At 60.6% G+C, this 12,928-nt stretch carries 11 protein-coding genes; 7 read left to right on the top strand and 4 right to left on the bottom strand.

What is annotated here, in order from left to right; all coding sequences use genetic code 11:
- The first annotated feature begins 716 nt into the window (after positions 1–716).
- Positions 717–1,439, top strand: a complete 723-nt coding sequence (locus AB4N53_RS12565; protein ID WP_415761767.1) for a response regulator — start codon at positions 717–719, stop codon at positions 1,437–1,439.
- Positions 1,436–3,046, top strand: coding sequence for an ATP-binding protein (locus AB4N53_RS12560; protein ID WP_024013984.1), 1,611 nt, complete (start codon positions 1,436–1,438; stop codon positions 3,044–3,046). The genes AB4N53_RS12565 and AB4N53_RS12560 overlap by 4 nt, the downstream gene beginning before the upstream one ends.
- 107 nt (positions 3,047–3,153) lie before the next feature.
- On the opposite strand, the gene AB4N53_RS12555 is transcribed toward AB4N53_RS12560, so the two are convergent.
- Together AB4N53_RS12555 and AB4N53_RS12550 are read right to left on the bottom strand one after the other, a co-directional pair.
- Positions 3,154–3,879: a 4'-phosphopantetheinyl transferase family protein gene (locus AB4N53_RS12555; RefSeq protein WP_460120831.1), complete on the bottom strand. Its 726-nt coding sequence runs from the start codon at positions 3,877–3,879 to the stop codon at positions 3,154–3,156.
- A gap of 152 nt (positions 3,880–4,031) precedes the next feature.
- Positions 4,032–4,823: a dienelactone hydrolase family protein gene (locus AB4N53_RS12550; protein WP_460120829.1), complete on the bottom strand. Its 792-nt coding sequence runs from the start codon at positions 4,821–4,823 to the stop codon at positions 4,032–4,034.
- Between the two features lie 143 nt (positions 4,824–4,966).
- On the opposite strand from AB4N53_RS12550, the gene AB4N53_RS12545 reads away from it, so the two are divergent.
- The 3 genes from AB4N53_RS12545 to AB4N53_RS12535 all read left to right on the top strand — a co-directional run bounded on the left by AB4N53_RS12545 (position 4,967) and on the right by AB4N53_RS12535 (position 7,742).
- On the top strand, positions 4,967–5,572 hold the full coding sequence (locus AB4N53_RS12545; RefSeq protein ID WP_039757849.1) for a membrane protein: 606 nt from the start codon (positions 4,967–4,969) through the stop codon (positions 5,570–5,572).
- A 149-nt stretch (positions 5,573–5,721) separates the two neighbouring features.
- Complete coding sequence (locus AB4N53_RS12540; protein WP_016773623.1) at positions 5,722–6,399, top strand: response regulator transcription factor; 678 nt, start codon at positions 5,722–5,724, stop codon at positions 6,397–6,399.
- Complete coding sequence (locus AB4N53_RS12535; RefSeq protein WP_024013980.1) at positions 6,396–7,742, top strand: ATP-binding protein; 1,347 nt, start codon at positions 6,396–6,398, stop codon at positions 7,740–7,742. Before AB4N53_RS12540 ends, AB4N53_RS12535 begins: the two co-directional genes overlap by 4 nt.
- 95 nt (positions 7,743–7,837) lie before the next feature.
- On the opposite strand, the gene AB4N53_RS12530 is transcribed toward AB4N53_RS12535, so the two are convergent.
- Entirely contained in the window at positions 7,838–8,836 is a 999-nt protein-coding gene (locus tag AB4N53_RS12530; protein WP_460120826.1) for an AraC family transcriptional regulator, read from the bottom strand.
- A 347-nt stretch (positions 8,837–9,183) separates the two neighbouring features.
- Between AB4N53_RS12530 and AB4N53_RS12525 the strand changes: the two genes are divergently transcribed.
- Together AB4N53_RS12525 and AB4N53_RS12520 are read left to right on the top strand one after the other, a co-directional pair.
- On the top strand, positions 9,184–10,518 hold the full coding sequence (locus tag AB4N53_RS12525; protein WP_024013978.1) for a dicarboxylate/amino acid:cation symporter: 1,335 nt from the start codon (positions 9,184–9,186) through the stop codon (positions 10,516–10,518).
- 145 nt (positions 10,519–10,663) lie between these two features.
- Complete coding sequence (locus AB4N53_RS12520; protein ID WP_460120824.1) at positions 10,664–11,845, top strand: CaiB/BaiF CoA transferase family protein; 1,182 nt, start codon at positions 10,664–10,666, stop codon at positions 11,843–11,845.
- A 511-nt stretch (positions 11,846–12,356) separates the two neighbouring features.
- Here the strand turns inward: AB4N53_RS12520 and AB4N53_RS12515 are convergent.
- Entirely contained in the window at positions 12,357–12,851 is a 495-nt protein-coding gene (locus AB4N53_RS12515; protein WP_460120822.1) for a SprT family zinc-dependent metalloprotease, read from the bottom strand.
- Positions 12,852–12,928: the final 77 nt, after the last annotated feature.

Genomic DNA, 12,928 nt, shown 5'->3' with positions numbered 1-12,928 from the left:
GCCGAAGTTTTGGTTACGAGCCGAAGCTCGCCACCGGATTCCTTCGCGGGTGGCAGTCATGACTGCAACACCCATACCGTTTTGTCCGTTTCGGACCAAATAAAACGGTGCCATCCGCCAGTGCGGTTTGGGCTTGAAAAAACTCGTTCGTTCTACCGGAAACTGGCCATAAAGCACTTGAGTTTCAGGCCTGAAATGTGGTTGGGCGATTTAGACGAAAACCCTATATGTAGGGTCTGCGTTTTCGCGGTGCTACAAGATAATGCGTTTCAGGGGAGGATTGCAACGTACTACCTGTGGATAAGCCTGTGCGTAATTTGTGTAAGAAACAGGGAAAACGCGTGTAGGCCGCTAACCTGCTGAGCCAGACCGTTTGTCACTGTTTTTTTGCCTGGAAAAACGCTTCAGCGGTTTTTTAAGGGCGCGAACCCTACCACACAATTCCGCCTCGTCCGAACGCATTTACCGACTTGTTTTCCGGGTGGCCGGCGTTTATACAATCGCTGGTTGCACTGGGATTTTTATCCTCCCGAAATATGACAGCTGATCGGGAGGACTCATGTAGGAGCTGCCGAAGGCTGCGATCTTTTGATTGTGATTTTTCAAGAGCAAGATCAAAAGATCGCAGCCTCGTTTCACTCGTCAGCTCCTACAGGAACCGCGTTCATTCAGCGAAACCTTCATATATCAATAAAAACAGCAAGCAGAGGTCACCGGTGGAGCAACAAACCTGGCAGGTATTGATCGTCGAGGATGACCAGCGACTGGCCGAGCTCACCCGCGATTACCTGCAAGCCAATGGCCTGCGCGTCGAGATCGAAGGCAATGGTGCGCTGGCGGCGGCGCGGATCATCAGGGAGCAACCGGATCTGGTGATCCTCGACCTGATGCTGCCCGGCGAGGATGGCCTGAGCATTTGTCGCAAGGTGCGCAGCCAGTACGACGGGCCGATCCTGATGCTCACCGCGCGCACCGACGATGCTGATCAGATTCACGGCCTCGATCTTGGTGCCGACGACTATGTGTGCAAACCGGTGCGTCCGCGCTTGCTGCTGGCGCGCATCCAGGCGTTGCTGCGACGCAGTGACACACCGGAACCGGCGGCGGAAAAATCCCGGCGTTTGCAATTCGGTCCACTGGTGGTCGACAACGCGTTACGCGAAGCCTGGCTAAGCGACAACGGTATCGAGCTGACCAGCGCCGAGTTCGACCTGCTCTGGCTGCTGGTGTCCAACGCCGGGCGGATTCTTTCCCGCGAAGAAATCTTCACTGCATTGCGCGGCATCGGCTACGACGGCCAGGATCGCTCGATCGACGTGCGCATCTCGCGCATCCGTCCGAAAATCGGCGATGACCCCGATCATCCGCGGCTGATCAAGACCATCCGCAGCAAAGGCTATCTGTTCGTACCGGAAGCCTGCGCAGACCTGGCGCTGTGAATTCGATCTTCCTGCGCATCTACGGCGGCATGTGCGCCGCGCTGATTCTGGTGGCGGTACTCGGCGTGCTGGCGCTGAACCTGCTCAATCAGGTGCGCAGCGAGCAATACCGCGAGCGCCTGGCCCACGGCACTTTCTCGCTGATGGCCGATAATCTGCAACCGATGAACCAGACCGAACGCCATCGCGCGTTGCTGGTGTGGGAGCGGCTGCTCGGTATTCCGCTGACGCTGAAGAAATTCTCTGAAACCGACCTCGATCTGGCCCAGCGCACCCGTGTGCTGCGCGGTCAGGCGCTGGTCGAGCAGACCGGGCCACATGCGGCCAAGGTCTATCGGCTGATCAGCGAAAAAGAGCAAATGATGCTGGTGGGCGAGGTGCAGCAGATCAGCGAGCAACTGGCCCGGGCGACCATTTACCTGCTGGCCGATGAGCTGGTGCGGGTACCGGTCGGCGAACAGCCCAAGCGTCTGGCGCAGATAAAGCAGGAAAAAGGCTTCGGCTTCGATCTGCGTCTGGTCACGGTAAATGACGCCGACATGGACGAAGACCAGAGCCGCCGCGTGGCCGAGGGCGATACGGTGATGGCACTGGGCAAGGGCGGCGATTCGATTCGCGTGTTCGCCGGCATGGTCGGTACGCCGTGGGTATTGGAAATCGGCCCGTTGTATCAGATGAATCCGTACCCGCCGGAATGGCTGGTGCTGATTGCCGCTCTGGGTCTGACGCTGATCGGTCTTATCGTTTATCTGCTGGTGCGTCAGCTCGAACGGCGTTTGCGCGGCCTCGAAGCGGCGGCCACGCGCATCGCCAAGGGCAGTCTGGAAACGCGTGTGCCGGCGCGCGGAGCCGACTCGGTCGGGCGGCTGGCGTCGGCGTTCAATGGCATGGCCGAGCACTTGCAGCAACTGCTGGCGATCCAGCGAGAACTGGTGCGGGCGGTCTCCCATGAGTTGCGCACGCCGGTGGCGCGGTTGCGTTTCGGTCTGGAGATGATCGGTACGGCGACCACCCCGCAGGCGCTGGAGAAATACCGCGAAGGCATGGATCACGACATCGAAGACCTCGATAAGCTGGTCGACGAAATGCTCACTTACGCGCGGCTGGAGCAGGGCTCGCCGGCGCTGACCTTCCAGCGCATCGACCTGGATGCACTGGTCAATCAGGTGATCGAAGAATTGGCGCCACTGCGCGCCGAGGTCACGGTGCAGCGCGGTTTGTGCCTGTCCTCTGCCGACAATGACGGCGCCTGGGTCGAGGCCGAGCCACGTTATCTGCATCGGGCGCTGCAGAATCTGGTAGGCAACGCGATGCGTCATGCGCATTCGCAGGTGACGGTGAGTTATCAGGTTGGCCAGTTGCGCTGCCGCATCGACGTCGAGGATGACGGGCCGGGCGTGCCGGAGGTTGCATGGGAGCGGATCTTCACGCCGTTTCTGCGCCTCGACGACAGCCGCACGCGGGCGTCGGGCGGGCATGGTCTGGGGTTGTCGATTGTGCGACGGATCATCCACTGGCACGACGGCCGCGCGATCATTGGCAAGAGCAAGAGCCTGGGTGGGGCGTGTTTCAGTCTGAGTTGGCCGAGGAATCAGGAGCGCCGTTGAGATTCGGGATACCGCCTTCGCGAGCAGGCTCGCTCCCACATTTGAAATGCAATCCCCTGTGGGAGCGAGCCTGCTCGCGAAGGGGCCGTCTCAGGCAGTACAAATCCCTAGGCAGGAATACTGACCAGACTCAACAACTGCCCATCCTGCACTCCAAACTGCGCCTCCAACTCCGATCCATTGCGCCATTCGCTGGACAAATCAGTCAGCAACCGCAGCCTGACCTGGCCTGCCTCAGTCCATTCCAGCACTTCGGCATGTTCGAAATAAAAGCGCTGCTGCACGATCGGGTACAGCGCCTTGAACAAACTCTCTTTCACCGAAAACGTCAGAGTCACCAGCAGCGTCAGTTGATCCTGCGACCCTGCCGCCATGCGCTGCATTTCCGCCGGTGTAAGAATTTCCCCGGCCAAACGTTCGGCGCGCTCGTAACTCAACAGGTTTTCCAGATCCATGCCCAGGCCGCGCCAGTGCTGCTTGTTGGCGACAATCGCTGCGGCGCGTCCGGTGCTGTGGGTGATCGAACCGCAAATGTGCGCCGGCCACACCGGGGCGCGGTCTTCGCCGATCGGCGGGACGATATTCAGGCCTTCGAGTTGTTGCAGGGCGGCACGAGCGCAGATGCGCCCGGCGAGAAACTCGGCCTGACGCTTGGCCACCGAGCGCTGAATACTCGGCGGCGCGAGCACAGCGCTGCGTTGGAAGTCATCGCCGAGCAACTGTGCCGGGTCGAAGTGAGTGCTGAGCAACACGGTATCGGCCAATACCGTCGGCAACGGCCAATGGCTGTCGAGTGCAGTGCAGCAGGCGGGCAGGGCGGGGGTGGTATGCATGGCGGGCATTTTGCCGGTTAGTCGGGGCGAGGTCGAGATCGGCGGTGAAGCCTTCGCGAGCAGGCTCGCTCCCACGGGGGATCATCTGTGCGACAGATATCCGGTGTGGGAGCGAGCCTGCTCGCGAAAACCGCGCCTCGGTCGTTACTGACTCAACCGAAAATCTTCTTGAAGAACGCCTGCATATCCGCCCATGACTTCTCGTCCGCCGCCTTGTTGTAACCAATGTCCGGCCCGCCATGCTCGCCATGGCTCAGGCGATCGGCATCCGGGTTGCTGAAACCGTGTTTGGCGCCATCCAGACTGACGAATTGGTAGTCCGCCCCGGCCTTGTCCATCTCCGACTTGAACGCGGTGACGTTGTCCTGAGTGACCATGCTGTCCAGCGCACCATGCTCGACCAGAATCTTCGCCTTGACGCTGCCCGGAGTCGCCGGCGTCTTGGTTGCCAGCGCGCCATGGAAACTCACCACGCCGGCCAGCGGCACACCCTGACGCGCCGCATTCAGCACCACGGCGCCACCGAAGCAATAGCCGATGGCGGCGATTTTGTTCGGGTCGGTCCGCGCCTGTTTCTTCAACAGATCGAGCCCGGCGGCGAAGCGTTTACTGGCGGCGTCGGCATCCTTGGTCGCTGCCTGCATGAAGGCCATGGCGTCTTTCGGATGCTCGGTGTTCTTGCCTTCACCGTACATATCGATGGCCAGCGCGCTGTAGCCGAGCCCGGCGAGATCCCGCGCGCGACGCTTGGCGTAATCGTTCAGGCCCCACCATTCGTGGACCACGACAACGCCGGGGCGTGGGCCTTTGATCGCGTCGTCATAGGCGTAGTAGCCGATCAGTTGGCTGCCGTCGGCGCTTTGATAAGGGATTTCTGCAGTCTTTATCGCAGCCTGGGTGAGGCTGCTGACCGCCAGCAAAGTGAGGGCGAGGAACAGGCGCATGGTCGGGTCTCCTTATTGAAAGTGGTCAGAACAGCCTAGTCGATCCGGTTCAGGTCAGGTTCAGAGACGGTTCAGGGGCCGTACAGGGGCGGCTCAGTAACCTTGCGCCATACCCAAACAGCACTGTGAAAGAGGAAATACCCATGACTCGTATCAACAAACTGCTGCTGGCTTTTACCCTGTTAGGCTCCAGCATCGCGGCGAATGCCGACGACACCAGCAACTTCGCCGGCCTGACGTTCGGCCAGACCAGCGACAAGATCGACAAGTCCCATGCGCTCAACAACAACCTTGGCCACCCCAACGCCACAGGGGCCATCGACGGCAACAACACCTACGGCATGCGCCTCGGTCAGCAAAACAGCCAGGGCCGCTACTACGCCACCTACGACAACGTTTCCGGCTCGCACAATGGCGTTAAACTGCGCCAGGAAAATCTGCTCGGCAGCTATGACCTGTTCTACCCGGTGGGCGGCAGCACCAAATTGTTCGGTGGCGCCACGGCCGGTCTGACCAAGCTGACGCAGGATTCGCCAGGCTTCAGCCGTGACAGCGACATCGGTTACGCCATCGGTGGCCAGGTCGGTGTGTTGCAGCAAGTTTCGCAGAACACCTCGGTGGAACTCGGTTACCGTTACCTGCGCAGCAACGCCAGCACCGAAATGAAAGAGAGCGGCGGCAGCAAACAGGGCTCGCTGGACTTGACCAGCAGCGCGCAGACCTACCTGTCGGCCAACTACTATTTCTAAGCGGTTGTCGTCGATTGAATGTGGGAGCGAGCCTGCTCGCGAAAGCGATGTTTCATTCAACATAATCGTTGACTGAATGACCGCATTCGCGAGCAGGCTCGCTCCCACAGGTGTGTCACTGGAGTGGGTGATTTAGCCCGGAGAGTTTTATGAAACTGTTGGTTGTCGAAGATGAGGCGCTGTTGCGTCATCACCTGCAAACCCGCCTGACGGAGAGCGGCCACGTGGTCGAGTCCGTGGCCAATGCCGAGGAGGCGCTGTACCAGACCGGCCAGTACAACTTCGATCTGGCGGTGATCGATCTCGGCCTGCCGGGCATGGGCGGCCTCGACCTGATCCGCCAGTTGCGCTCGGGCGGCAAGACCTTCCCGATCCTGATCCTCACCGCGCGCGGCAACTGGCAGGACAAGGTCGAAGGGCTCGCCGCCGGTGCCGACGATTACGTGGTCAAGCCGTTCCAGTTCGAAGAGCTCGACGCACGCCTGAACGCATTGCTGCGGCGCTCCAGCGGCTTTACCCAGTCGACCATCGTTGCCGGGCCTTTGCTGCTCGACCTCAATCGCAAACAGGCCAGCCTCGATGAACAACCGCTGGCGCTGACCGCCTACGAATACCGCATCCTCGAATACCTCATGCGCCACCATCAGCAGGTAGTGCCCAAGGATCGCTTGATGGAGCAGCTGTATCCGGATGACGACGAGCGCGATCCGAATGTCATCGAAGTGCTGGTCGGCCGTCTGCGCCGCAAACTCGAAGGCCCGGCCGGATTCAAACCGATCGACACCGTGCGCGGCCTCGGTTACCTGTTCAATGAGCGCTGCACTTGATCCGTTCCCTTCGCGTTCGCTTGATGCTCGCCGCCACCACGTTGGCGGTATTGTTCATGCTCGCTTTGTTGCCGGCGATGCAGGGCGCCTTCAGCCTTGCCTTGCAGGACTCGATCGAGCAACGTCTGGCCTCCGACGTCACCACATTGATCTCCGCCGCGCGGGTGGAAAACGGTCGGCTGGTGATGCCGTCGCAATTGCCGGACGAGCGCTTTAACCTCACCGATTTCCGCTTGCTCGGCTATATCTACGACCGCGACGGCAAACTGGTGTGGCGCTCGAAAGCCACCCAGGAAGAACAGATCAACTACAAACCGCGCTACGACGGCCTCGGCAATGAGTTCGCGCGGATTCGTGAAGCCAGCGGTCAGGAGTTCTTCGTCTACGACGTCGAAGTCAAACTGCTCGGCGGCAAAAGCGCAGCGTTCAGCATCGTCGCTCTGCAACCGGTGCGTGAATACGAAACCACCCTCGAAGGCCTGCGCGAAAATCTCTATCTGGGCTTCGGCGCGGCGTTGCTGGTCTTGCTGGCGCTGCTATGGATCGGCCTGACCTGGGGCCTCAAGGCCTTGCGCCGCTTGAGCCAGGAACTCGACGAAATCGAAGGCGGTACTCGCGAAAGCCTGACGGAAAAACACCCGCGTGAACTGCTGCGCCTGACCGGCTCGCTCAACCGCTTGCTGCTCAGCGAGCGCCAGCAACGCAGCCGCTACCGCGACTCCCTCGACGACCTCGCCCACAGCCTGAAAACCCCATTGGCGGTGCTGCAAGGCGTCAGCGAAGACATGGCCCAGCGCCCTGAAGACCGCGATCAGGCGTGGGTGCTGCAAAGTCAGATCGAACGCATGAGCCAGCAGATCAGCTACCAACTGCAACGGGCCAGCCTGCGCAAAAGCGGCCTGGTGCGCCATCAGGTGCGCCTGCAACCGGTGCTCAAAAGCCTCTGCGACACGCTGGACAAGGTCTACCGCGACAAACATGTGCGCGTGACCTTTGATCTGCCGGAGCATTGCTACGTGCCGATCGAGCAGGGCGCCTTGCTGGAAATGCTCGGCAATCTGCTGGAGAACGCCTATCGCCTGTGCCTCGGCGAAGTGCGAGTCAGCGTGCGCGAGTCCTTGGCCGGGATCGAATTGTGTGTCGAGGACGATGGCCCGGGTGTGCCACTTGATCAGCGTGCGCGAATTCTCGAACGTGGCGAACGCCTGGACGCCCAGCATCCCGGGCAAGGGATCGGGCTGGCGGTGGTCAAGGACATCATCGAAAGCTACAACGCCCGTTTGGCTTTGGGCGATTCACCGATGGGCGGGGCGGCGTTCAGGATTCATTTTCCTGCGGTGTGAAGGTCGGCAGTGCCGGCCTCTTCGCGAGCAGGCTCGCTCCCACCTTGAAAGGCATTCCCCTGTGGGAGCGAGCCTGCTCGCGAAGGCGTCTGGCTTCACAACTCCTGCGCCCGATAAGCCCCTGGTGTCAGCCCCGTCCATTTCTTGAATGCCCGATGAAACGCCGACGGCTCGGAAAATCCGAGCTGCTCGGCAATCTGCTGCAACGACAGATCCGCCCGGCCCAGATGATAGATGGCGATATCCCGCCGCAGTTGATCCTTGAGCTCCTGAAAACTCGTGCCTTCCTCACGCAAATGCCTGCGCAAGGTCTGTGGACTGATGTGCAAATGCGCGGCGACGGCTTCCAGATCCGGCCAATGTGCCGCGTCTCGGCTGAGCAAACGACGCAGGCGACTGCTCAGGCTGTCGCCGTCGTCCGGGCGTGAGAGCAGGTCGGCGGGGGAACGTTCGAGGAAGTGCTTGAGCGTGCGTTCGTCCTGCAACAGCGGCATGGCCAGATAGCGACTGTGAAACAGCAGGCTGCTCTGCTCGGCATCAAAGGTCAGCGGGCAGGGGAACAGCAGGTCGTATTCGCCGCCGTGTTCGGGGCGCGGATAGCTGAAGGTTGCCTGCTCGAGGCGAATGCGCTGGCCGATCAGCCAACTGCCGAGGCGATGCCAGATCACCAGCAGGCTCTCGGTGAGAAAGTGATCCGGATCCCACCACTGCGCGTCGTCCAGGCTCAAACGCACCCACTGATCTTCGCGGCGCAGAGTCAGGCGTGGGGCGTCGGGGAACAGGCTGTAAAACAACAAACCGCGCTGCAGAGCCTTCTCCAGGTTGCGGCAGTGAATCGAGGCGTGGCACATCATGGCGAAGCTGCCGGGCTTGCTCGGGGCGTTACCGAAACCCAGATATTCGTCGTCCAGCGCCAGCCACAGCCCTTGAATCAGCCGGGTGAACTGCTCAGGGGCAATCCGCGCGCGGGGCTCGTCGAGCAACTCCGGACTGATCCCCAGTTGCTGCAACAGGCCTGAATAATCCAGGCCGCGCCGGCGTGCGCCGCCAAGAGCGGCACGGGCGAAATGGCTGGCGATGGTACGTTCGCGCATAAGCGGCAATCCTTGTTCAGGCACCGATCGTAATGGCGGGCCGGCAACGCCACAAGGCGGATTTCCGCCAAATTGCAGGACGCTGGACGCTCAGTTGGCGGAAATCCGCCACGCCTCAAGTCACTGATTGGTGACAGGAAAATCCTGCAGCCCCTGATATCAAAAGGCTTGCTGCCATTCGCACCAATCTGGCACGGCGTTTGCGATACAAGCGACAGAAGCGTGCACTTCTTCCGCTCGGAAGAATGCCGTTCCAACAACAAATCCCTCCAGTGCAGGAGGGTTCGCAATTAAGGTTCGGCGCTCGACAGATGGATGTTGCCGCTGGACGCTTGAGGAAACCTGCAATGACGACTCGTCAGCCACTGTACAAATCCCTGTATTTCCAGGTGATCGTTGCGATCGCCATCGGCATCCTGCTTGGTCACTTCTATCCGCAGACCGGTGTGGCCCTCAAGCCACTGGGTGACGGCTTCATCAAGCTGATCAAAATGGTCATCGCCCCGATCATCTTCTGTACTGTTGTCAGCGGCATCGCCGGCATGCAGAACATGAAGTCGGTAGGCAAGACCGGCGGCTACGCGCTGCTGTACTTCGAAATCGTTTCCACCATTGCCCTGCTGATCGGTCTGGTCGTGGTCAACGTTGTGCAACCGGGCGCCGGCATGCACATCGACGTCACCACCCTCGACGCCTCGAAAATCGCCACCTACGTGACGGCCAGTAAAGACCAGAGCATTGTCGGTTTCCTCCTCAATGTGATCCCGAACACCATCGTCGGCGCGTTCGCCACCGGTGACATCCTGCAAGTGCTGATGTTCTCGGTGATCTTCGGCTACGCCCTGCATCGCCTCGGTTCGTACGGTCGTCCGTTGCTGGACATGATCGATCGCTTCGCCCACGTGATGTTCAACATCATCAACATGATCATGAAACTGGCGCCGCTGGGTGCGTTCGGTGCCATGGCGTTCACCATCGGTGCCTACGGTGTCGGCTCGCTGGTGCAACTGGGCCAGTTGATGATCTGCTTCTACATCACCTGCGTCCTGTTCGTCGTGCTGGTGCTGGGTGCGATCTGCCGGGCTCACGGTTTCAGCGTGTTCAAACTGGTGCGTTACATCCGTGAAGAACTGTTGATCGTACTGGGTACGTCCTCGTCGGAATCGGCACTGCCACGCATGCTGATCAAGATGGAGCGTCTGGGCGCGAAGAAATCGGTTGTTGGTCTGGTGATCCCGACCGGTTACTCGTTCAACCTCGACGGTACTTCGATCTACCTGACCATGGCCGCCGTGTTCATCGCTCAGGCGACCGACACGCACATGGACATCACCCACCAGATCACTCTGCTGCTGGTGCTGCTGCTGTCCTCCAAAGGCGCGGCGGGTGTGACCGGTTCGGGCTTCATCGTCCTGGCCGCGACGCTGTCGGCGGTAGGTCACCTGCCGGTTGCCGGTCTGGCGCTGATCCTCGGTATCGACCGTTTCATGTCCGAAGCCCGCGCACTGACCAACCTGGTCGGTAACGCTGTAGCGACCATCGTCGTGGCCAAGTGGGTCAAGGAGCTGGACACCGATCAGCTGCAGACCGAGCTGGCTTCCGGCGGTCGCGGTATCTCCGACGAGCGTGAAGAAGACGACCTGGGTGTGGCTGAAGGCCCGACCCCGAGCAATGTGAAGTAAGCATCGCTTGCACAGAAAAACCCGCTTCGGCGGGTTTTTTCTTGCCCGGAATTTGAGCGCAACGGTCACACCTGCTGACATTTGCGGTGATTGCCGCATCGACGATGGCTGCCTAGGCTGAGTGCATCGCCCAAGGAGTTTGCCCATGTCCGCACCGCTGGCCTCACTGAAGATTCTCGATTTCTCGACCTTGCTGCCGGGGCCGTTCGCCTCGTTGCTCCTGGCGGACATGGGCGCCGAGGTGCTGCGCATCGAATCGCCAACCCGCATGGATCTGCTGCGGGTGCTGCCGCCGCACGATGGCGGGGTATCGGCCAGCCACTCCTACCTGAACCGCAACAAGCGCAGTCTGGCGCTCGATCTGAAACAGCCCGAAGCGCTGCAGATCATCAAGCAACTGCTGGGCGAATACGACATCGTGCTCGAGCAGTTTCGCCCTGGGGTGATGGAACGTCTGGGCCTTGGTTATGAAGTGTTGAAGGCGATCAACCCAAAGCTGATTTATGTGTCGATCAGCGGTTACGGCCAGAGCGGGCCGTACAAGGAGCGCGCCGGGCATGACATCAACTATCTGGCCCTGGCCGGGCTGGCCAGTTACACCGGGCGCGCCGACAGCGGGCCGTTGCCGCTGGGCATGCAGGTGGCGGACGTGGCGGGCGGCTCGCTACATGGAGTGATCGGCTTGCTGGCAGCGGTGATTGCCCGCCAGCAAACCGGGCAGGGCACCCATCTGGATGTGAGCATGACCGATTGCGCGTTCAGCCTGAACGCCATGGCCGGCGCGGGGTATCTGGCCTGCGGCGTGGAACCGGGTTGGGAAGACCAGATGCTCAATGGCGGCAGCTTCTATGACTACTACCGTACGCGGGATGGGCGCTGGATGTCGGTGGGCAGTCTGGAACCGGCCTTCATGCAGCAACTGTGCACGACGCTGGGCCGGCCGGAGCTGGCGGCGCAAGGGTTATCGCCCAGACCTGAGCAGCAACAGGCCTTGAAAGAGGCGTTGCGGATCGAGTTCGAGCGCCATGATTTTGCTGAGTTGTGTGAGTTGTTTGCCGGGGTCGATGCCTGCGTCGAGCCGGTATTGAATCTGGGCGAGGCGTTGCGCCATCCGCAAATGCAGGCGCGGGAGTTGGTAACGCAAGTGCCGCGCGGTGATGGCACGACGCAGGCGCAGATGGCTTGTCCGCTGAAATTCTCAGAAGCGTTGCCTGCACCAAGGCATGTCGGCGCGGGGTTGGGGCAGCATACGGATGAGGTGTTGGCGGAGTTGGGGTTGAGTGCTGAGCGGATTGCTGAGCTGCGTTTGGCCAAGGTGATTCTTTAGTGCCTGTGCCGCCGCCTTCGCGAGCAGGCTCGCTCCCACATTGAAATGCATTCCCCTGTGGGAGAATTGCTGAGCTGCGTTTGGCCAAGGTGATTCTTTAGTGCCTGTGCCGCCGCCTTCGCGAGCAGGCTCGCTCCCACATTGAAATGCATTCCCCTGTGGGAGAATTGCTGAGCTGCGTTTGGCCAAGGTGATTCTTTAGTGCCTGTGCCGCCGCCTTCGCGAGCAGGCTCGCTCCCACAATGAAATGCATTCCCCTGTGGGAGAATTGCTGAGCTGCGTTTGGCCAAGGTGATTCTTTAGTGCCTGTGCCGCCGCCTTCGCGAGCAGGCTCGCTCCCACATTGAAATGCATTCCCCTGTGGGAGAATTGCTGAGCTGCGTTTGGCCAAGGTGATTCTTTAGTGCCTGTGCCGCCGCCTTCGCGAGCAGGCTCGCTCCCACATTGAAATGCATTCCCCTGTGGGAGCGAGCCTGCTCGCGAAGGGGCCGCCCGATGCTCTACAAATCGGTCATTCCACTCGCAGCTCACCACTGAACACCAATGTCGTGCGGCATCGTCGGCAGAAGTAGCGCCGTCCTTTCCCGACCAGGCCATGGCGCTGGGCGGTAAACGGGAAGTCACTGTCGGGGCACGGGCATTTGTAGATATAGCGGGTCACGCTGCGCCGCTTGATTTCATAGGTGTGGCAACGGTCCGGCGGCAGTTCATAGACGCCGCGCATGATCAGTTGCCACTCCTCGCCATGGGGCTGGATGCGATCGCCGAACAGTTGATGCGCGATCAGGTGGGCGACTTCGTGGGCCACGGTCTGCTTGAGGAAGTGTTCGGTGTTTTCCCGGTACAGCTGCGGGTTGAAGCGCAGCAGGTTCTCGTGCAGATGCGCGACACCGGCTTTCTGCCCGCGCAGTTTGAGGCTGACCACGGGGCGTTTGAAGGAACGTTTGAAAAAGGATTCAGCGAGTTGGTAACAATCTTCGACGCGGGTATTGAGTTGCTCGGGCATGCTTGATGGATCTCCAGAGACGCCGAGTATGCCGCAACCCCGGCGACTTGCGAATCGCCGACCTGCCGAATGGTCGT

Source organism: Pseudomonas sp. H3_E04 (assembly GCF_054668915.1).
The sequence above is the reverse complement of the archived record's forward strand: the minus strand, read 5'-3'. Positions and strand labels throughout refer to the sequence as shown.